General features: G+C 68.4%; 21 protein-coding genes and 1 pseudogene. 14 read left to right on the top strand and 8 right to left on the bottom strand.

Annotated elements, in window-relative coordinates; translation table 11 throughout:
- Nucleotides 1-54: 54 nt before the first annotated feature.
- Complete coding sequence (locus ACWGUG_RS09860) at nt 55-1086, bottom strand: LLM class flavin-dependent oxidoreductase (protein ID WP_452324557.1); 1032 nt, start codon at nt 1084-1086, stop codon at nt 55-57.
- A gap of 153 nt (nt 1087-1239) precedes the next feature.
- Here ACWGUG_RS09860 and ACWGUG_RS09855 point away from each other — a divergent pair, with 153 nt between their 5' ends.
- Both ACWGUG_RS09855 and ACWGUG_RS09850 read left to right on the top strand, forming a co-directional pair.
- Nucleotides 1240-1458, top strand: a complete 219-nt coding sequence (locus ACWGUG_RS09855; RefSeq protein ID WP_336394958.1) for a hypothetical protein — start codon at nt 1240-1242, stop codon at nt 1456-1458.
- A 134-nt stretch (nt 1459-1592) separates the two neighbouring features.
- On the top strand, nt 1593-2126 hold the full coding sequence (locus ACWGUG_RS09850) for a bifunctional nuclease family protein (protein WP_378884428.1): 534 nt from the start codon (nt 1593-1595) through the stop codon (nt 2124-2126).
- Between the two features lie 22 nt (nt 2127-2148).
- On the opposite strand, the gene ACWGUG_RS09845 is transcribed toward ACWGUG_RS09850, so the two are convergent.
- On the bottom strand, nt 2149-2862 hold the full coding sequence (locus ACWGUG_RS09845) for an MBL fold metallo-hydrolase (protein WP_452324556.1): 714 nt from the start codon (nt 2860-2862) through the stop codon (nt 2149-2151).
- Nucleotides 2863-2949: 87 nt separating this feature from the next.
- Here ACWGUG_RS09845 and ACWGUG_RS09840 point away from each other — a divergent pair.
- A pseudogene (locus ACWGUG_RS09840) lies at nt 2950-3252 on the top strand (DUF7882 family protein); the annotation flags it as partial.
- A gap of 201 nt (nt 3253-3453) precedes the next feature.
- On the opposite strand, the gene ACWGUG_RS09835 reads toward ACWGUG_RS09840, so the two are convergent.
- The gene (locus ACWGUG_RS09835; protein WP_336394961.1) at nt 3454-3813 is read right to left on the bottom strand and encodes a PRC-barrel domain-containing protein; all 360 of its coding nucleotides are present in this window, start codon (nt 3811-3813) and stop codon (nt 3454-3456) included.
- 222 nt (nt 3814-4035) lie between these two features.
- Between ACWGUG_RS09835 and ACWGUG_RS09830 the strand changes: the two genes are divergently transcribed.
- Nucleotides 4036-5283, top strand: a complete 1248-nt coding sequence (locus ACWGUG_RS09830) for an MFS transporter (protein ID WP_452324555.1) — start codon at nt 4036-4038, stop codon at nt 5281-5283.
- A 54-nt stretch (nt 5284-5337) separates the two neighbouring features.
- Here ACWGUG_RS09830 and arsA read toward each other — a convergent pair whose 3' ends face one another.
- The 4 genes from arsA to ACWGUG_RS09810 all read right to left on the bottom strand — a co-directional run bounded on the left by arsA (nt 5338) and on the right by ACWGUG_RS09810 (nt 9569).
- Nucleotides 5338-7116: an arsenical pump-driving ATPase gene (gene arsA / locus ACWGUG_RS09825; RefSeq protein ID WP_452324554.1), complete on the bottom strand. Its 1779-nt coding sequence runs from the start codon at nt 7114-7116 to the stop codon at nt 5338-5340.
- Between the two features lie 262 nt (nt 7117-7378).
- On the bottom strand, nt 7379-8533 hold the full coding sequence (locus ACWGUG_RS09820) for an MFS transporter (protein WP_452324553.1): 1155 nt from the start codon (nt 8531-8533) through the stop codon (nt 7379-7381).
- Nucleotides 8533-9222, bottom strand: a complete 690-nt coding sequence (locus tag ACWGUG_RS09815) for an aquaporin (protein ID WP_336394965.1) — start codon at nt 9220-9222, stop codon at nt 8533-8535. The genes ACWGUG_RS09820 and ACWGUG_RS09815 overlap by 1 nt, the downstream gene beginning before the upstream one ends.
- Nucleotides 9219-9569 (bottom strand): metalloregulator ArsR/SmtB family transcription factor, encoded by a 351-nt coding sequence (locus ACWGUG_RS09810; RefSeq protein WP_336394966.1) that lies wholly within the window; start codon nt 9567-9569, stop codon nt 9219-9221. The genes ACWGUG_RS09815 and ACWGUG_RS09810 overlap by 4 nt, the downstream gene beginning before the upstream one ends.
- An 88-nt stretch (nt 9570-9657) precedes the next feature.
- Here ACWGUG_RS09810 and ACWGUG_RS09805 point away from each other — a divergent pair, with 88 nt between their 5' ends.
- From ACWGUG_RS09805 to ACWGUG_RS09775, 7 genes are all read left to right on the top strand, one after another.
- Nucleotides 9658-10974 (top strand): FAD-dependent oxidoreductase, encoded by a 1317-nt coding sequence (locus tag ACWGUG_RS09805; RefSeq protein ID WP_452324552.1) that lies wholly within the window; start codon nt 9658-9660, stop codon nt 10972-10974.
- Entirely contained in the window at nt 10971-11492 is a 522-nt protein-coding gene (locus ACWGUG_RS09800) for an N-acetyltransferase family protein (RefSeq protein ID WP_452324551.1), read from the top strand. Before ACWGUG_RS09805 ends, ACWGUG_RS09800 begins: the two co-directional genes overlap by 4 nt.
- A 56-nt stretch (nt 11493-11548) precedes the next feature.
- Complete coding sequence (locus tag ACWGUG_RS09795; protein WP_452324550.1) at nt 11549-12448, top strand: metalloregulator ArsR/SmtB family transcription factor; 900 nt, start codon at nt 11549-11551, stop codon at nt 12446-12448.
- A gap of 46 nt (nt 12449-12494) precedes the next feature.
- On the top strand, nt 12495-12911 hold the full coding sequence (locus ACWGUG_RS09790; RefSeq protein WP_336394970.1) for an arsenate reductase ArsC: 417 nt from the start codon (nt 12495-12497) through the stop codon (nt 12909-12911).
- Nucleotides 12908-13060: a hypothetical protein gene (locus tag ACWGUG_RS09785; protein WP_452324549.1), complete on the top strand. Its 153-nt coding sequence runs from the start codon at nt 12908-12910 to the stop codon at nt 13058-13060. The genes ACWGUG_RS09790 and ACWGUG_RS09785 overlap by 4 nt, the downstream gene beginning before the upstream one ends.
- 232 nt (nt 13061-13292) lie before the next feature.
- Nucleotides 13293-13820, top strand: a complete 528-nt coding sequence (locus tag ACWGUG_RS09780; protein ID WP_378884405.1) for a DUF1269 domain-containing protein — start codon at nt 13293-13295, stop codon at nt 13818-13820.
- 127 nt (nt 13821-13947) lie between these two features.
- Entirely contained in the window at nt 13948-15072 is a 1125-nt protein-coding gene (locus ACWGUG_RS09775) for an aminopeptidase P family protein (protein WP_378884402.1), read from the top strand.
- A gap of 24 nt (nt 15073-15096) precedes the next feature.
- Here ACWGUG_RS09775 and ACWGUG_RS09770 read toward each other — a convergent pair whose 3' ends face one another.
- Nucleotides 15097-16734 carry an MFS transporter gene (locus ACWGUG_RS09770; protein WP_452324775.1) on the bottom strand — a complete coding sequence of 546 codons (1638 nt, stop codon included), beginning with the start codon at nt 16732-16734 and terminating at the stop codon, nt 15097-15099.
- 72 nt (nt 16735-16806) lie between these two features.
- Between ACWGUG_RS09770 and ACWGUG_RS09765 the strand changes: the two genes are divergently transcribed.
- From ACWGUG_RS09765 to ACWGUG_RS09755, 3 genes are read left to right on the top strand one after another with little or no spacing between them, the layout of a single operon-like run.
- Entirely contained in the window at nt 16807-18261 is a 1455-nt protein-coding gene (locus ACWGUG_RS09765) for an APC family permease (protein ID WP_378884396.1), read from the top strand.
- Nucleotides 18258-18704 (top strand): hypothetical protein, encoded by a 447-nt coding sequence (locus ACWGUG_RS09760; RefSeq protein ID WP_378884394.1) that lies wholly within the window; start codon nt 18258-18260, stop codon nt 18702-18704. The genes ACWGUG_RS09765 and ACWGUG_RS09760 overlap by 4 nt, the downstream gene beginning before the upstream one ends.
- Nucleotides 18701-20050: a M20/M25/M40 family metallo-hydrolase gene (locus tag ACWGUG_RS09755; RefSeq protein WP_452324548.1), complete on the top strand. Its 1350-nt coding sequence runs from the start codon at nt 18701-18703 to the stop codon at nt 20048-20050. The genes ACWGUG_RS09760 and ACWGUG_RS09755 overlap by 4 nt, the downstream gene beginning before the upstream one ends.
- Nucleotides 20051-20084 lie beyond the last annotated feature (34 nt).

Here is a 20084-nt window from a genome sequence, read left to right as displayed (position 1 = left end):
GACCGCCCGGTCAAGAGTCCCGGTGCGCGGCGGGGTGGCCGATGCGACCGCGCGTCACGCCCGGGTGGATCTCCACCCGAGCTCGGGAGCGACGTGACTCGCGAAGGACTCGATGACGCGCAGGTTGAAGTCGACGCCGAGCTGGCTCGGGATGGTGAGCATGAGCGTGTCGGCCGCCGCGATCGCGGCGTCCTCCTTCAGCTGCTCCACGAGGACGTCGGGCTCGGCGGCGTAGGTCTTGCCGAACGTCGAGCGCATCCCGTCGATGACCCCGATCTGGTCGCCGTCCTGACGCCCTCCGAAGTAGAGGCGGTCTTCCGCCGTCGTGATCGGGAAGATGCTGCGGCTCACCGACACGCGGGGCTCGCCCGCGTGCCCCGCGTCGCGCCAGGCGGCGCGGAAGGCATCGATCTGCTGCGCCTGCAGGAGGTCGAAGGCAGTGCCGTCGGCCTCCGTGAGCAGCGTCGACGACATGAGGTTCACGCCCATCCGCCCGGCCCATTCGGCGCTGTCGCGGTTGCCCGCGCCCCACCACACGCGCGAGCGCAGGCCCGGGGAGTGCGGCTCGATGCGCTGCCGGCCCGTGGCGCCGGTGCCGAAAGGCGACGAGGGGTCCCGCTCCGCCAGCCCCTCTCCCTCGATCGCGCGCAGGAACAGATCGAAGTGCCGGCGTGCGAGGTCGGCACCGCGCGGATCCTCCGACCCGGTGTACCCGAAGGCCTCGTAGCCGCGCACCACGGTCTCCGGTGACCCTCGCGAGACGCCCAGCGCGAGCCTGCCACCCGAGATGAGATCGACGGCCGCCGCCTCCTCGGCGAGGTAGAGCGGGTTCTCGTAGCGCATGTCGATGACGCCGGTGCCGACCTCGATGCGTTCGGTGCGTGCGGCGATCGCAGCGAGGAGAGGCATGGGGGATGCCTGCTGACGAGCGAAGTGGTGCACGCGGAAGTAGGCGCCGTTCACGCCGAGCTCGTCCATCCCCTGTGCGAGGTCGATGGCCTGGAGCATCGAATCCGCGGCCGTCAGCTGCCGACCGCCGCCGAGCGGCCCGTAGTGTCCGAAGGAGAGGGTTCCGAAGCGCTGCATGTCGACTGCAACGGTACGCCCACGGCATCCATTCCGGTGAATGGACCGCGCTGTCGCGGGAAATCTGCGAACAGCTGCATCCAAACCGGCGCCCCAGGGAGAAGTACCTCACATCGGGCGAACACGCGCCCGCCACTAGGAGGGGAAAGTTCAATGAAGCGCATTCTCGCCACCGGAGCCATCGCCGCTCTCGCCGTGTTCGGCTTCGCCGGCACCGCGCACGCCGCGCCCGCCGATGCTGCCTGCTTCGGCCAGATCCACAAGACCATCAACACCGAAGGCGCGCTCGGGTTCTCGACCGTCGGTGAGGTCGTCCAGGCGATCGGCGGCCAGGCCAAGAACGACACCGCACGGGGACTCTGCGGCGACTGAGGGCACTGACGCTCCTCGGCATCGTCGTCGGCGGCTCGGACCATCCTGTCCGAGCCGCCGACCCGTGAGGCGACGAGGAGCCGACCCCCTGTCCTGGGTGTGCGCGCCGTGCTTACGATGGCATCGGATGCCTCGTGAGGGCGTCTGCGGAGACGGTGCGGAGAGGGGTGACGATCGTGGTCCAGGTTCGCGTGGCGGGTGTGGCTCTGGATGCCTCGGGCCAGCACGTTCTCCTTCTCAAGCCGGTCGACCAGCTTCCCGGCGACGGGCTGGTGCTGCCGATCTGGATCGGACAGCTCGAGGCCACCTCCATCCTGGTCGCGGTCGAGAACGCCGACGTCCCCCGCCCCCTCGCGCACGATCTCATGCGACTGATGCTCGAGGCGCTGGACGCATCGACCTCGCGCGTCGAGGTGACGCGCATCGACGACGGGACCTTCTACGCCGCGATCACGCTTTCGACGCCCCTCGGCGATCGGGTGGTCGACGCGCGACCCTCCGATGCGATCGCGCTGGCATCGCGCACCGGGGCCCCGATGTGGGTGGCCGACGAGGTCATGGCGGACGCCGGTGTGCCCGACGTCCTCACCGAGACGGACGCGACCGAACGGCTCGACGAGTTCAAGCGCTTCCTCGACGACGTCGAGCCGGAGGATTTCGAGGCCTGACCGGTCCGTCGCCGGCGCGGCGTCAGGCTGCGCCCGCCCGGACCGCAGCGGCCACGTCGGCCGGAGAACCCCGCCAGGGCGCGCCGTGGCCGGGGAGCACCCAGGAGGCCTGCACGCCCGCGAGCCGATCGAGCGACGCGAGGGCGGCGGCCGGGTCGTCGGTGAAGGGCGCGGGCTGCATTCCTTCCCTGCCGGTGAGGACGTGGCGCGTCGTGAGGGCGTCGCCCACGAAGACGGCATCCGCCGATGGAACATGGACAGCGATGCTTCCCGGCGAGTGGCCCGGCAGGCCGATGACGACCGGCGCACCCGGCAGCTCGAGGCCGTCGCCGTCGTGCACCTCGACGACCTCCGACACGTAGGTCGTCGGGACGGCGCGCTTGCGCAGGGCGTAGGCGAAGAAGCCCAGCGTCGGCACGAGTCGCATCGGCCCTGCCGCGACCTTGGGCTTGGCGCCTGTGCGGGCCCGCTCTGCGTCGGCCGCGTGGACGAACACCGGCACACCGTGATCGCGGCGGAGGCGCTCGGCGAACCCGATGTGGTCGGCGTCGCCGTGGGTCAGCACGACGCCCTTCACGTCGGCGGGGGAGCGGCCGAGCGATGTGAGCTCGTCGACCAGATCCTTCCAGTGGCCGGGCAGGCCGGCGTCCACGACGGTTACCCCGTCATCCGTGACGACGAGATAGGCGGCGACGATGTCGTTGCCGATGCGGTGCAGGTGCGGGCCGAGCTTCATGAGGACCTTCGATCGCGTCAGGGGGCTGCTCGGCCAGGATAGGCGCACCGAGACGCCCGCGGATCCGGCAGGTCTATGCTTCGAGCCATGGGGACGATGTTCTACGGCGGCTCGGCGACGCCGATCCACATCGAGGACCGCGCGCTGGCGCACCTGAAGGTCGTGATCGCCACCAAGCTGCGTCGCGGCGAGAGCTTCACGCTGTCGTGGAGGCATCCCGATGACCAGCCGGGCGGACGCAGCACCATCTGGCTGCATCCCTCCATCCCGCTGCGCTTCGTCTTCGAGGACCCCGAGCAGCCCGAGCTGAGTCGCAGGTGGATCGAGGATCTCGCGTCGTCGGCGAACAGCTCGGGCGGGATCACCCTGGTGGAGGAGAACATCGACACGGGGCCGGTCCCCACCAGCCCCGGTGAGGGTGCCGATGTGACACTCGGCGAGGTGCGGGTCGAGAGTCTGGACGTCGACCGGATCCGCGTCGCCGGTACGGACATCACGCCGAACGACACGCGAAGCTAGCGTCTCGCGGAGCCTCCCGCGAACCGGGCCGACGGAGGGCGCCCGGCCGTCGGCCGGGCGCCCTCATGATCATCAGCGGTAGAAGCCGCCGTAGTAGGTGTCGAGGCGACCGCGGTAGTCGTCATCCGTGCCGGCGGTGCTCTGGTCCCATTCCGGAGAGTTCTTGATCTGGTCCTTGGTGAGGTCGACGTAGACCTTCTCGTCGGCGTCGTCGACACGCTGGACCGTGCCTGCGGGGAGGATCACCTTCCGCCCGAAGATCCACGGGCCGGTGTCCACGACGAGGCGGCTGCTGCCGACGTCGTCGCTCGCCTCGTCGATCTTGCCGATGTCGCCGTCGGTGGCGTGCACGTGATATCCCACGAGGCTGCGCGAACCGGCGTCGCGGTTGACGGATTCTCGGTACTCCCATGCGTCCCAAGCTGAGGACATGATCGCTCCTTCGTCTCATGCGAGGGGTGATGCGGAGGCGATGCGGGTGATCGCTCCGGTTTCCACGCTAGGAAGCCGCTTCTCGTCAGGGGACCCCCTGGAAATTTCGCCCGAAGAGGCGTATTGCGGGGGTGGGCAGGCGGCGCCGACGGACGGCGCGGGCCCTCGAGAGGAGATCATGCAGGCCGAGCACGCCGTCGACGAGGCGCCGCGGCATCACGCATGATCGGCGTGCTGCGCAACAGGACGTATCGGACGCTGTTCGGGGCGCAGGTCGTCGCGCTGCTGGGGACGGGTCTGCTCACAGTCGCGCTCGGCCTTCTCGCGTTCGACCTCGCCGGCGCGGCGGCGGGCTCCGTGCTGGGCACCGCGCTCACCATCAAGATGGTCGCCTACGTCGGTGTCGCACCGCTGGTGGCGGCGCTGGTCGACCGGCTGCCGAAGAAGGCGGTGCTGATCGGCGCGGATGCGATCCGGCTGGTGATCGCGCTGATGCTGCCGTTCGTCTCAGAGGTCTGGCAGATCTACGCGCTGGTGTTCGTGCTGCAGTCGGCCTCGGCGACGTTCACCCCGGCGTTCCAGTCGCTGATCCCGAACGTGCTGCCCGACCCGAAGGACTACACCCGCGCACTCGCATTGTCCCGGCTCGCGTACGACCTCGAAGCGCTGCTGAGCCCGGTGATCGCGGCGGCCCTGCTGACGGTCATCGGCTACAACGACCTGTTCGTGGGGACGGCGGCCGGGTTCGCCGGCTCCGCGCTGCTCGTGCTGATCTCGGCGATCCCGCCGCAGCCGGCCGAGGAGTCGACGTCGACGTTCTGGCAGCGGCTGCCGATGGGCGCGAAGGTGTTCGTCGCGACAGCGAGCCTTCGGTTCGTGCTGTTCGCGAATCTGGTCGTGGCCGCGGGCACGGCGCTCGTGCTGGTGAACTCGGTCGTGTACGCCAGAAGCGTGTTCGGGCTCGGAGACTCCGCGCTGGCGGTGACACTGGGTGCGTACGGTGTCGGCTCGCTGCTCGTCGCGCTGAACATCCCCTGGCTCGTGGACCGCTTCGGGGTGACGAGCGTCATGGTCGCAGGCCTCGGCACGGTGGTCGTCGGACTCGCTGTCGCGGTCGGGGTGACGGTCGCCGCCGTCGCGGGCGGAGCGGGATGGTGGATGCTGCTGCTCACGTGGATCGTGCTCGGGGCGGGCATCTCGCTGATCAACACGCCGTCGTCACGGCTGCTCGCCGACGCGTCGACGCCCGGGAACCGGAGCCTCGTCTACACCGCACAGTTCGCCTTCTCGCACGCGTGCTTCCTGATCACCTATCCACTGGCCGGTTGGGTCGGCGCGGTCAGCCTGCCCGGCGCGATCGGAGTGCTCCTCGCCGTCGCGGTGGTGGGGGCGATCGGCGGCCTGGCCATCCGGAGGCGGGCCATCCGCCATCGGCGGTATTGGGAGCCAGAGACCATCCACGTGCGATGACGGAGGCGCCGAAAGTCTGCGCCCTCCGGTGGACGTCGCCGGAGACGCCGGTCTTCAGGACCGCGAGGCGTGTATCTGCTCGCCGGCCGGCTCGCTGAGCGCCGTCAGCCGCGATGGTCCGATCGGCTCCTCGCTCTGCATCGGGATGATGGCCACCCGGGACGAGAGCTCCTTCACGCGGTGGATGTGTTCGAGTTCATTCCGCGCGCGCCGCCGCAGGAAGGGCGACGTCGGGTTCGCGGCCGCGATCGAGCTGTTGACGACCCACGCCCATGGCTCGATGCCTGCTCGGCGGAGGTCGCCGGCGAGTTCCTCGGCCTCGAGGACGGGAGTGGTCTCGGCGAGCGTGACGAGCACAACCTTTGTGAGGCCGGGATCCTGCAATCGCATGAGAGGCGTGACGATATCGAGTCCGCCGCCCATCTGCCGGGTGATCTCCCGGTGGTAGGAGCCGGTGGCGTCCAGGAGGAGCAGGGTGTGGCCGGTCGGGGCCGTGTCGATGATCACGAAGGTGCGACGCGATTCCGAGATCGCGCGCGAGAACTCATGGAAGACGGCGACTTCGTCGTTGCACGGTGACATCAGATCCTCGGCGAGAGCGGCCCGCGCCTGCTCGCCGAGGTTCTTGCCCTTCGAAGCCATGACCCGGGCGCGGTGGGCCTGGATCGCCGCGTCCGGATCGATGCGCGATACCGTCAGGCGGTCGACCGCGGCGCCGTCCAATGTGTGCGTGAGGTGGGCGGCGGAGTCAGTGGTGGTGAGTAGCACGTCGTGGCCGCGCCGGGCAAGGCCGTTCGCGATGGCGGCCGCAATCGTGGTTTTGCCGACGCCACCCTTGCCCATGCACAGCACGAGGCCGTGACCGTCTGCCTCGATCGCGTCGATGAGCGCCGAGAGCGGTGCGTCCTGGGCCACGGGATCGCTCTCGCCGACGTCGGTGGATGGGGCGCTGGTCGCGTCGTTCAGCAGCGCCCGGACGGCCTCGATCCCGACCACGTTGTCCGGCCTCAGATCGATGAAGTCTCGCGGCAGCGCTGCCACACCGGCCGGCATCGCAGCGAGGGCTGACGCCTCCCGGCGCCGCACGGCGCGTGAGAGCGGCTCGTCATCGGCGTGGTCGGGCAGGATCCCGTTGACGACCACGTGTCCGTCCGGGATGCCGATGGCGTGAAGCTCATCGAAGGTGCGCTCGAGTTCCGCCAGGGCCGAACGCTCGGCGCGAGTCACGAGCACGAGCCTGGTGAGGGTCGCGTCGGTGAGGGCGCTCACCGCCTTCGAATACGTCGACTTGTGCCGCGCCAACCCGGAGAGCGGACCTAGGCAGGATGCGTCACCGCCGCGGGTGAGGAACTCGCTCCAGGAGCCCGGCAGTTGCAGCAGGCGGATGGTGTGACCGGTCGGCGCGGTGTCGAAGATGACGTGATCGTAGGCCGCGTACCGCGTGTCATCGGTCAGCAGCTCGGCGAACTCGTCGAAAGAGGCGATCTCAGTCGTGCACGATCCCGACAGGCTCTCGCGGACACCGTCCAGTTCGGCGTCCGCAAGGGAGCCGCGCAAGGGCCCGATGATGCGCTCACGGTAGGCGTCCGCGGCGGATTCCGGATCGATTTCCAGCGCTGACAGGCCCGGCGCCGCCGGGATCGGCGTGATGGTGTTATTTACTGCCAGACCGAAGACCTGGCCGATGTTCGATGCGGGGTCGGTGCTGACGAGCAGCACGTCCTTGCCGGCGTCTGCGAGATGGACCGCGCTCGCGCACGCGACCGAGGTCTTGCCCACGCCGCCCTTTCCGGTGAAGAAGAGGAATCGGGGAAGGTGCTCGAGGAATCTCATGTCGCTTCTCATCTCGGGTGAAAGATCATTCCCCCTGACCGAATCAGGACGCCGCGCCGGCTCAGCTCCTCCATGCCCGCTCCGTACCTTCCTGTTCCAGGCCGTGAGCCGAACATAAGCGCCGGCGACGGAACGCACGAGGACCTTCGTCCCCCTCACAAAGTCGAGGCGCGTCACGCGGTACCTTCGGCCCGCATCGGTGAGTCCGAGAAGTCGGGCACGACGCTCTTCATCTGAGGCCATGTGCAGGGGATGCGATCCGCTAGCGGCGAATCGCCAGCACGCCGCCCAGCAGGCACACCACCGCCATCGCGAGCGCCATCCACCTGTACGAACCGAGGGACTCGGCCAGCAGCGCCGCCGCTCCAGGGGCCAGCGCAGCGACGGCCGTGACCGGTGCCGCGAGCGCGCCGTTGAGTGTGCCGTAGGACTCCGGTCCCCACCGATCCGCGACGGCGGACGCCTGAATGAGTGTGAGCGCGCCGCGGATGGCACCGGCGACGACCCCGGTGGCGATGATGAGCCCCGGGCCCGAAGCGATCCCGTATGCGGTCAGGGCGGCCGCCCCAAGGGCACCGACCGATGCGGGCGCGATCCACGGCGCGGCGGTGCGGGGGATCGCCAGGTACACGAGTCGGCCGAGCACTTGGCCGGCGCCGATGACTCCCAGCACCCAGGCGGCGGTCTGAAGATCCAGGCCCTTCTCGACCGAGGCGGGGACCGCCGACAGGGTCACCGCATGGAGTGAGAACGACATGAGCGCGAACGAGCCCGCGACGATCCAGAACCGCGGAGTGCGCAGCGCTCGTGCCGCGCCGCCGTTGCCGGCAGCTCGCGCATCGAGGTGGTGCCAGCCGCGCTCCACGGTGAGCGCGTACGTGGGAAGCGGCACGAGGATCAGGATCCCGGCGAGGATGACGAACGTCGCCCGCCAGTCGGACTCCACGACGAGCCAGCCGGTGAGTGGAGCGAAGATCGTGGATGCGAGCCCTCCGGCGAGCGTCACCAGGGCGAGGGGCCCGCGTCGAGCGGATCGGTAGCGATGGGTGATCACCGTGAAGGCGGCTTGGTAGAGCACGGCGGATTGAGCAGCGCCGCAGGCGATCCACGCCGCGGCGAAGACCTGGATCGTGGGTGCCGCCGCTGCTGCGATCAGTGCCACGGCTCCCATGAGTGCGCCGATCACCATGGTTCGTCTCGGAAGACGATCCAGCCAGTGGCCGACCGGGATCGCGCACACGGCGGATGTCAGCAGTCCCAGCGTGATGGCGACGAAGACGGCCTCTTCGTTCCAGCCGGTATCGGCGGCGATCGCGGGTGCGGCCACCAGGACGGCGTAGTAGAGCACGCCCCATGCGACGATCTGTGCGAAAGCGAGCGCCGTCAGCCGGGCGCCGCTGCGCGGAGGTCCTTCCATCAGCCTCGCGAGACAGCGGGCTCAGGCGCCGCTACGGGGAAGAGCACCCGCACCGCCCCGAATCCCAGCGTCGCGCCGACGAGCTGTGCGGCGATGAACGGCAGCGCCGACGCCGGGGCGATTCCTGCGAAGGTGTCGGTGAACATGCGCCCGATCGTGATCGCCGGGTTGGCGAAGCTCGTCGACGACGTGAAGAAGTAGGCCGCACCGATGTAGGCACCGACCGCCGGGGCCGCGAGATGCGAGCGGCCGGTTCGCACGAGCGCGAAGATCAGGAGCACGAGTCCGGCGGTCGCCACCACCTCGGACAGCAGCAGGGGTGATGCTGAGCGGTCGGTCGTGCTCCAGGCGATCGCCGGGGCTGCGAACATGAGGTTGGCGAGCACCGCGCCGGCGATGCATCCGAGCACCTGCACGGGCAGGTAGACCGCGGCGATGGTCCAGCTCCGTCGGTGCAGCGCGATGTCGACGAGCGTGACCACGGGGTTGAAGTGCGATCCGGACACTGTCGCGAAGACGAGGATGAGGACGGCGAGCCCCAGAGCGGTGGCGAAGGCGTTCTCGAAGAGCTGGAGGCCGACGTCGGCGGGGGAGAGGCGCTGGGCGGCGATCCCCGAGCCGATGACGACAGCGGCGAGCCCCGCGCTGCCGAGGAACTCACCGGCAGCGGCGCGAACGGTGTGCGTCACGAGGCGACGAGGAGCTGCGAGACGCGGTCGAGCGCGCCAGGCACGAGCTTGAAGTACGCCCACGTGCCGCGCTTGCTGCGCGTGAGGAATCCGGCGGTGGTGAGGATCTTCAGGTGGTGCGACACCGTGGGCTGGCTGAGGCCGACCGGCTCGATCAGATCGCAGACGCAGGCCTCGGCGTCCTCGGATGCGGCGACGATCGACAGCAGGCGCAGGCGAGTCGGGTCGGCAAGGGCCTTCATGGTGGCGGCGAGCTGATCGGCCTCTTCGGCGGTCAGCGGCTCGCGGACGAGGGGGGCGCAGCACACGCCGGCGGTGATGTCGGTGACGTCGAGCATCGTGGTCATGCATCGAGAGTATTCGATATTGACAGATGTCGATAGATGGGTTCAGAATCAGGGCATCGAAGTTCGTCGATATCTTGTGGAGGATGCTGTGACCCTGCTCGACCTGACACCCCGCGTTGCTGAAGCCGGCCGGCTCTCGACGCTGCCGGTTGCGATCATCGGTGCCGGCCCTATCGGGCTTGCCGCCGCTGCCAATCTGCTGGAGCGCGGTATCGACTTCGTCGTCTTCGAAGCGGGCGATGAGATTGCGGCGAGCGTGCGCTCGTGGGGGCACACCCGCCTCTTCTCCCCGTGGAAGCACCTGGTGGACCCCGCCTCCCGTCGTCTCCTCGAGGAGTCGGGATGGGTGCTGCCCGACCCCGAGCGGGCGCCGACCGGGGCCGAGCTCGTCGAGCGATATGTGGCGCCGCTCGCCGCCCTCGAGGAACTCGCTCCGCGCATCCGGACCGGCGTCGAGGTGATCGGCGTGACGCGCGAGGGGATGGATCGCACCCGCACGGCACGTCGCAGCGCCACCCCGTTCGCCGTGCGCATCCGGACTGCGGGGGGCGGGATCGAGGACGTCCCCGCGCGCGCTGTCATCGACGCGTCGGGAACGTACCGCTCACCGAACTCACTCTCCTCCAGCGGGCTCGAGCTGCTGGGGATGACCGACATCGCCGACCGGGTGACGGCCGCGCTTCCCGATGTCCTCGGCAGGGATCGCGCGCAATTCGCGGGCCGCCGCGTGACGGTCGTGGGCGCCGGCCACTCCGCGGCGAACACACTTCTCGCCCTGGTGCAGCTCGCCCGGGAGGAGGCCGGCACCACGGTGACCTGGCTGATCCGCAACGCCAAGGCCGTGCGGGTCTCGTCCTCGCCCGATGACGAGCTGACCGATCGTGCGAACCTGGGCAGTCGCGTCGACCGAGCCGTCGAACGCGGCGACGTCGCCGTCGTCGACGGCTTCGAGATCATCCGCGCGCGCCGCGCGGGCGAGGCCGTGGAGCTGGTCGGCCACCGCGGGGGTGAGGTGATGACCCACGAGACCGACATCGTGGTGAACGCCACCGGGTTCCGCCCTGATCTGCAGATGCTGCGCGAGATCCGTCTCGAACTGGACGAGATCGTGGAGGCGCCCAAGCGCCTCGCCCCGCTCATCGACCCGAACGTCCACTCGTGCGGCACGGTCGAGCCTCACGGCTTCCGCGAGCTCACCCACCCCGAGCAGGGGTTCTTCATCGTCGGCATGAAGTCCTACGGGCGCGCGCCGACCTTCCTGCTCGCGACCGGCTACGAGCAGGTGCGCTCGGTGACGGCGTGGCTCGCCGGTGACACGGCATCCGCCTCGCACGTCGAGCTCGTCCTTCCCGCCACGGGCGTGTGCTCGACCGACGCCGGGAAGGGCGGCGGATGCTGCTCATGACGGCTGTACGCGAGATGACGCCCGACGACTGGCCGGCGGTCGAGCGGATCTACGCACAGGGCATCGAGGACGGCGAGGCGACCTTCGAGGCCGCGACGCCGGACTGGTCGGCCTTCGACGCGGGGAGGCTGCCCGGCATGCGCTTCGTGGCCGTCGACTCGGCCGATGTCGTTGTGGGCTGGGTCGCTGGATCTGCCGTGTCCTTGAGACCGGCCTACCGTGGCGTGGTCGAGCACTCCGTCTACATCGACCGTGGCGCCCGCGGGCAGGGGATCGGGCGCCTGTTGCTGGACGCTTTCATCCAGGCTGCAGAGCGGTCCGGGATCTGGACGATCCAGTCGAGCATCTTCCCCGAGAATGCCGCGAGCCTTCGGCTGCATGAGGCGGCCGGGTTCCGGGTCGTCGGACGGCGGGAGCGCATCGCGCGATCGACCGTCGGCCCGCACGCCGGTGCCTGGCGCGACACCGTCCTCATCGAGCGCCGCAGCGCCACCGTGGAGCCGGCTGACAGTGCATGAGATCGGGGGGAGCTGGCACGGGCCATCACTCGTCGTCGAGAGATAGACTTCGATCTATGAATCAGGCGGCGGATCTGACGGCGTTGGGTGACCCCACGCGCGCGCGGATCCTCCGGCTGATCCGCGGGGCGGAGAACGGGCGCGAGCTGGTCGGGCGCCTGGCTGCGACCCTCGACCTGCGGCAGCCCACGGTCAGCCATCACATGAAGGCCCTGCATGACGAGGGGATCGTCCTTCGCCAGCCCGAGGGGCGCCGGGTTTGGTACTCCATCGCACCCGACCATGCTGCGCGAGTCGATGCTCTGCTGGGCGGGACAGACTTGCCCTCCCCGGAGCCGGACCTCGAGCGCATCACGAGGGATCTCGCAGTCCGATTCGCCGGCGTGTTCAGTCCCGAGAGCGTGCGCGCCTATGTCGAGGATAGCCACCTCCTCCTCGCGAGCCGCTCCCGCTCGCCGATGCTCGCCAGTCGCACGGCGACATTCGCCGCGGCGCGCCTGGAGGCGCTGCAGCGCGCCGATGCCGCTCCGTCCGGTGTCCCGAATGTGCTCTTCGTCTGCGTCCAGAACGCCGGGCGCTCGCAGATGGCCGCGGGGATCCTGCGGCAACTGGCGGGCGGGAAGGTGAGCGTGCGGACGGCGGGCTCCGAGCCGGCAAGCGATGTGCGCCACAGCATCCTCGCGACTCTGGATGAGATCGGGGTTTCGATCGGGGGTGAGTTCCCGAAGCCGCTCACCGACGACGTGGTGCGAGCGGCCGATGTCGTCGTCACGATGGGCTGCGGCGACGCCTGTCCGATCTATCCCGGCCGCCGCTACCTCGACTGGGATCTGGACGATCCCGTCGGAAAGTCGCCCGAGGAGATCCGCGCGATCCGCGATGACATCGAAGCGCACGTCCGCCGACTTCTCGGAGAACTGTTGGCCGACAGTTCATCTGGTGAGCTTCCCGATTAGATAGATCACTGTCTATGCTTTCTGTGAAGAGAAAGCGAGGCCGCACATGGCTGACAAGCCCACCGTCCTGTTCGTCTGCGTGCACAACGCGGGTCGCTCCCAGATGGCCGCCGGCTACCTCCGTGCGCTCGGCGGGGACGACGTCGAGGTGCTCTCGGCGGGTTCGGCGCCGAAGGACACCATCAACCCGGTCGCCGTCGCAGCGATGGCGGAGGAGGGTATCGACATCGCCGGGAACACGCCGAAGGTGCTGACGGTCGATGCGGTCCGCGAATCCGACGTGGTCATCACCATGGGCTGCGGTGACGCGTGCCCGATCTTCCCCGGCAAGCGCTACGAAGACTGGGAGCTGGACGACCCCGCCGGCCAGGGCATCGACGCGGTGCGTCCGATCAGAGACGAGATCCGGGCTCGCGTGGAGTCGCTGATCTCCGAGATCCTCCCGGCGCGCGGGGCGGCATGATCAACCCGACAGGCCAAGGCGCGCTGCTGTCGCCGGACTCGGTGCTTCACCGGGCCGCTGAGCGCCTCGCTCAGCAGTTCGCGGGGATGGTGAACGAAGAGACCGTCGAGCGCGTCGTCTTCAAGTCGTTGGAGCGGACCCACGACTGACCCCGAAAAAGTCCTGAGTCGCGACTCGTTCGCAAACGATGTCGCGACTGATCCTAGAGCGCCCGGCGCGACGCTCGCAGCGGGGCGACCACGTCATAAGGTCGAGGAACGTTCATCGTCTTGAGCCTGGCTGGCGCGCTGAAGTCAGGCATAGGATCACAGCACCCTGATGACTCAGAGTCCTGAAGCGACCGACCGGTCGCCTCGCGAATGAACCGAAGGAGACGGATCGATGGGTATGAAGAACCTTGCGCTGGTCGTCGGCTCGTACGATGACACCGCGGCAGCCTCCGACGACTACAAGGCCCTCCGAAGCGGTCAAGACGCAGGAGGATACGAAATCGTCGGCGCCGTCGTGCTGGTCCGCGATAAGGACGGCAAGGTTCAGGTGAAGGAGCACGGTGACAAGTCCGTGGGCAAGGGTGCCGCGTGGGGCGCTGGCGCCGGAGTCGTGGTCGGCCTGTTCGCGCCCCCGCTGCTGGCCGCGACCGCCGTCGGCGCCGGCATCGGTGCCGTCCTGGGCAAGATCAAGAAGAACCACGAGGAGAAGGAGTTCGGCGTCGATGTCGACGAATACCTCGCGCCCGGCACGTCGGCGGTCGTGGCTGTCGTCGACGACAAGTGGGCCGACAACGTCGAGAAGGCGCTGGAGCGTTCCGATAAGCGCATCAGCAAGGCGATCGAGACCGACGACTATGAGAAGCTGCGCAAGGCAATAGAGGAGTCGGCCGACGACGTCGTCGAGCAGATCAACTCTTAGCCGCAGCTGCGTCGACCGGTCGGGCAGCGGGCCGACGTCCAGCCTCGCGCTGTCCTGGCTCACCGTCACCTCATTGACCGGGGGTATCTCACCGGTGCAGGGTGTCACCGCGGAAAGAAGGTGCGTCATGACTCTCACGCCGATTGCTTTCACCGCGGAAGACTTCCGGGCTCGGATGACGCGGGCAACGCAAGACGCCGCGGCGGAGGGCCTCGATGGGCTGCTTGTGACACCGGGGCCCGACTTACTGTGGCTGACCGGCTACCAGCCCACCGCGATCACCGAGCGACTGACCTTGCTCGTGCTCAGCAGCGACGCCTATCCTCGCCTGCTGGTGCCGAAGCTGGAGCGGCCGGATGCCGAGGCGGCACCAGGCGCGGAAGCGATGACGATCACCGACTGGCGTGACGGCGATGATCCCTACCAGACGGCCGCCCGCCTGCTCGCAGCCGGCGGGAAGTATGCGGTGTCCGACTCGGCGTGGGCGATGCATCTGCTCGGTCTGCAGCGGCGGCTGGAGCGGGCGCAGTTCTCCTCCGTCACCGAACGCATCCCGATGCTGCGGGCGGTGAAGGACGGGAACGAACTGGCGAGGATGGCGGCAGCCGGGGCAGCGGCAGACGCCGCCTTCCGGGAGATCGTCAATGTGTTGTTCGCCGGACGCAAGGAGACCGAAGTGGCCGCCGACCTTGCGCGGCTGCTCCGGGAGTTCGGGCATGAGCAGGTTGATTTCACGGTGGTCGGGTCCGGACCGAATGGCGCCAATCCTCACCACGAAGCGGGCGATCGCACCATCCTCCCCGGCGACATGGTGGTCCTGGACTTCGGTGGACTGCTGAACGGCTACGGCTCGGACACCTCGCGCACCGTCTGCGTGGGGGAACCGACCACGCAGATGCGCGAGGTGCACGACATCGTGCGCTCGGCGCAGCAGGCCGCGTTCGATGCCGTGCGTCCGGGGATCGCCTGCCAGGAGATCGACCGCACCGCCCGCCGGATCATCACCGAGGCAGGCTACGGCGAGAACTTCATCCATCGCACCGGGCACGGGATCGGGATGACGACCCACGAGCCGCCGTACATGGTCGAGGGTGAGGAGCGACTCACCGTGCCTGGCATGTGCTTCTCCATCGAACCCGGCATCTACCTTCCGGGCTCATTCGGCGTCAGGATCGAGGACATCGTCACCGTCACAGCCGATGGCGGAGAACGATTCAACAACACCGACCGCGGGCTCGTCATCGTCGGGTGACGAGGCGCGCGGACCGGGAACGGCTCAGGCTGCCGCACCGGATCCCGATGCCGTCGTCGGCAGCGTATGGGTGTGAGCGGCAGCGGATGCTGCGACATCTTGGAGCGTTCCCCGCGCAAGCTTATGACGCCTCATGAGCACTGCCATGACGACGCCCGCGAAGCTCAGCCCGGCCATGACCCAGGATGCCGCCGCCAGACCGGACGCCAGGGCATCGGACATCGCCGCGCCCGCGGCGGTGTCGGCTTGTACGACGGATGCATTGATGCTCGCAGCGAGCGCGGTGGCGACAGCCGCGCCGACGTACCGCGCCATGTTGGAGACCCCGGATGCGGAGCCGACCTGTTCCTGGGGCACGCAGGCTGTCGCGGCGGAGGAGGACGGGCCATTGGAGAGCCCCATACCGACGGCGATCGCCAGCAGGGGCAGAACGAACATCGCGTAGTTCCACGAGGATTCGACGAACCCGACGACAACGAACCCGATCGCGGTCAGGAGGAAGCCGATCCCGACCACCTGGCGACCTCCGATCCTGCCCGCGAGCTTCGGCACCGCGGGTGCGATCAGGACCAGCCCCACCGTCGCGGGGAGTGTCGCGAGCCCTGCTTGCAGCGGCGTGAACCCGAGGCCGTCGGAGTTCTGGAAGTAGAGGCTGAGCAGATACATCAGTCCGTTGATCGTGCCGGCGCCGATGAGGATCGCGACGGTCGACGCCACGAGCACCACGTTGCGAAGCAGCTTGAGATCCAGCAGCGGAACCGCCACCCGCCGCTCGACGACGACGAACAGGACACCGCTGGCCATTGCCACCGCAAGACAGGCGAGGGTCGGCGCCGAGAACCAGCCCCACTCTGCGCCCATGCTGGTGGCCAGCAGGATCGGGCTCAGGGTCAGCGCGATGAGCACCGCGCCGAGATAGTCGATCGACCGTGAGCGGTTCTCGTCTCGTGATTCCTGCACTCCTCGGTAGGCGATCACCATGCAGACGACCGCGACGGCCGCGTCGATCCAGAACAGACCCTGCCACCCGCTGACGTCCACGAGCACGCCACCGAGCAGCGGCCCTGCCGCTGCGCCGACTGCGGCCGCGGCCCCCCACAATGAGACAGCGCGCAGTTGCTCCTGACCCTTGTTCGCCACGGTGAGCAGGCTGAGCCCGCAGGCGAGGATCGTTGCGCCAGCCGCGCCCTGGATGATCCGCCCCGCGATCACAGCTGTACCGGTGGTCGACAACGCGATGAACACACAGGAGGCGACGAAGAGCAGCAGGCCGAGCTGGAACACCCGCTTGCGGCCGAAGACGTCGCCCATGGCCCCCGCGGTGACGATGACCGCCGCGCCCATCAAGGAGTAGCCCGTGACCGCCCATTGCAGCGTGTCGACTGACGTGCCGGTGTCCTCGCTGATTGCAGGGAGCAGGATGCTCACCGCCGAGGTGTTCGCGTTCACTACGAGGGTCGACAAGCAGGTCGCGTAGAGGGTCCCCTTGGCGGTCGGGGTGGCCGGTCCGCGGGCGGTCGTCGGATCAGGCAACGAGTGCATGGCCGACACCTTCCACCGTTCCGGGGCGGAGCGCAAGGCCGCGCAGCGGGGTGTTGAACTCGCGAGCGGGATGCCATGTAATCCGGTGCGAACCGGCGCTATTCTCGGCACGAGGTACATCGGGTTCACGAAGGCAACGGTGCTGGGAGGAGTTGTGATGTCGAAGAAGGACAACTACCGCGGTGGCGAATCATGAGTTCGTCCGGGGTGGGCTCCCGGCCCGTCAGTTCTCGGGCGACGGGGATTCCCGCGCCGGTTTGGATCTCGTGGATCGCGCTCGCTCTGATGACGACGAGCTCGGTGGCAAGTCTGCGTCCGGCGCCGACGATGGCCGTCTACGGGCTGGCCTCGATCTTCCTCTACATCGTCCCCGCAATCGTCTTCCTGCTGCCCACATCGCTCGTGGCCGCTGAGCTCGCGTCGGGGTGGAAGGGCGGGGTCTACAAGTGGGTGTCGGAGGGGATCTCGAAGCCGATGGGCTTCCTCGCGATCTGGTGTCAGTTCGCGATGACGATCTTCTACTACCCGACTCTGCTCGGTTTCGTCGCGTCCACGCTCGCGTACGTGATCAATCCAGAACTGGCGTCCAACGGTGTGTGGACGGCGCTCGTGATCATGGTCTGCTACTGGGCCGGCGTGTTCGTCTCGTCGCGCGGGACGAAAGGCGTCGCGGGCCTGGCGAGCTGGGGGCTGATCGTGGGCACCCTGATCCCCGGCGCCGTGCTCGTGCTGCTGGGCGCGCTGTTCCTCGGGCAGGGCAACCCATCGGCCGCGCCGATGACCGTGGACAATCTGCTTCCTCAGTGGGCGGGCCTTGCAAGTCTCGTGCTCATCGTGAACAACTTCCTCTCCTACAGCGGGATGGAGATGAACGCGGTGCACGTGTCGTCGCTGAAGAATCCGGGCAAGGAGTACCCGAAGGCGATCTTCCTCGCCATGGGCCTGGTCCTGCTCATCTTCATCCTCCCCGCGCTCGCGATCAGCTGGATCGTCCCTGCCGAACAGATCTCGCTCACGGCGGGGATCATGCAGGCGTTCGATGCGATCTTCGCGACGTTCGACATCACGTGGCTCACACCGATCGTCGGGATCATGCTCGTCGCCGCTTCCCTCGGCGGAATGCTCACCTGGCTCGCAGGTCCGTCGAAGGGTCTGCTGCTCATCTCCCGCGAAGAGGGCTACCTTCCGCCGTTTCTGCAGAAGCTGAACAAGAACGGCGTGCAGCAGAACCTGCTGGTGACTCAGGGCGTGATCACCTCCATCATCGCCTTGGGCTATGCGCTCATTCCGAACGTCTCGAGTGCGTACTGGATCTTCTCGGTCATCACGACGCAGGTGTACCTGATCATGTATTTGCTGATGTTCGTAGCCGCGGTGCGGTTGCGGCGGAAGCACCCCGACCACCCGCGGGGATACCGCGCCCCGATGCTGGTGGCACTGTGCGGGGTCGGCTTCGCGGCCTCACTCGCCGCGCTGCTGGTCGGATTCATTCCGCCGTCGCAGTTCGGTGGTGACAGTCCGTGGACCTACCTGTTGATCGTCGGCGGGGGTGCGCTCGGGCTCGGGCTGCTGGTGCCGTTCCTCTTCTACCGATTCCGCAAGCCGTCGTGGAAACAGCCTGCGCACGCGGAGGCGAGTGAATCATGAGCACCGCCAACGAGACCCAGACCCCACGTGAGCGTTCGGTCATCACGATCGTGGCCATCGTCGTACTCGTGGCACTGGCCGTGATCGCCACGGTGCTGTTTGTCGGGGCGCGCCAGGAGGCCCGCGACGTGGACAAGGCGCAGCAGCTGCTGGACTCTTTCGCGGATGCCGGCATAGCGGTGTCGTTCACACCCGAGCAGGTCGCGCAGGTTCTGGGCGACGACGGGGGTGCGACGTGCGCCGACCCGAACTCCGCGCTGGCCCGCTCGACGCTCCTCGCGAGCCTGTCCAACGGCGCGGGCGGACCGGGGCTTCGTGCGACGATCGTGGAGTCCCGGCTGCTTCAGGGCCAGCTGCTGATCATCGAGACGTACTGTCCTGAGGAGGCGGAGGAGTTCCAGCAATTCGTCGACAGCCTCGAAACGGTGGGTGACGGGACGTGACCGAGCAGATCCGCGACCGCATCCGCGCGATGATGCCGGCCGTGCGCGACGAACTCGCCGAGCTCGTAGCGATTCGATCGGTCGCCGATCCCCGCCAGTTCCCGCCGGAGGAGTGCGCGAAAGCAGCGGAATGGGTGCGTGCCCGATTCGCAGAGGTCGGCTTCGCCGACGCGCGGCTGGTGCGCACCCCAGACGGGAGCGACGCGGTGGTGGGTACCCGTTCGACGTCTGATCCGGATGCTCCGACCGTGTTGCTGTACGCGCACTACGACGTGCAGCCTCCACTGGACGAGTCCGCCTGGCGGACTCCGCCGTTCGAACTCACCGACGTCGACGGGCGGTGGGCGGGCCGTGGCGCGGCGGACTGCAAGGGCAACATCCTCATGCACTTGCTTGCGTTGCGCGGACTCGGCGATGACGTCCCGGTGAACCTCAAACTCGTCGTCGAGGGCAGCGAAGAGCAGGGGACGGGCGGGCTCGAGCGCTTCGTCGAGGCGAGTCCGGAGGTTCTGGCCGCCGACGTCATCCTCGTGTGCGATACGGGCAACGCCGCTGTCGGGCGTCCGGCGGCCACGATCTCGCTCCGAGGGTTCGCGAACGTGGTCGTCCACGTCGAATCGCTGAAGTCCGAGATCCACTCAGGCATGTTCGGAGGCCCGGCTCCTGACGCCTTGGCCGCGCTCGTGGCGATCCTGGCATCCTTGCGCACAGGCGACGGCAACACCGTCGTAGAAGGGCTCGACAGCGCTCAGACCTGGCCCGGGGCCCCCTACGACGCTCAGCAGTTCCGGGCGGACGCGGGTGTCCTCGAGGGGGTCGACCTCCTCGGGAACGGTTCCGTCGCCGACGAGCTGTGGGCCCGCCCGGCTCTGACGATTCTCGGCATCGACTGCCCACCGGTCGTGGGGTCGACGGCGTCGATCGTTCCGCGCGCCTCCGCCCGCCTGAATCTGAGGGTGCCGCCGGGGATGGGCGCACGGGATGCCCATGACGCGCTCGTCTCTCACCTTCGCGGGCGGGCGCCGTGGAATGTGCAGGTCGACGTCGAGACCGAGGCCATCGGGGAGCCTTTTCGAGCGGCGACCGACGGTCCGGCGTATCGGATCTTCTCCGACTCGCTGAAAGCGGCGTACGGCGTGGAGCCGACGACTCTCGGGCAGGGTGGGTCGATCCCGCTGTGCAATGTATTCGCCGACGCCTACCCAGGAGCCGAGATCATCCTGATGGGGGTCGAAGAGCCGCTCGCCCTCATTCATGCACCGAACGAGAGCGTCGACCCGAGTGAGATCGAGAAGCTCGCGGTCGCGGAGGCGCTCTTCCTCCGCGCGTACGGGAAGTCCAGCTGAGTCGGAGTCCGTCCCGCGCGTAGCGGTACAGCGC

It is taken from the genome of Microbacterium sp. NPDC055455, from assembly GCF_053619935.1.
The sequence above is the reverse complement of the archived record's forward strand: the minus strand, read 5'-3'. Positions and strand labels throughout refer to the sequence as shown.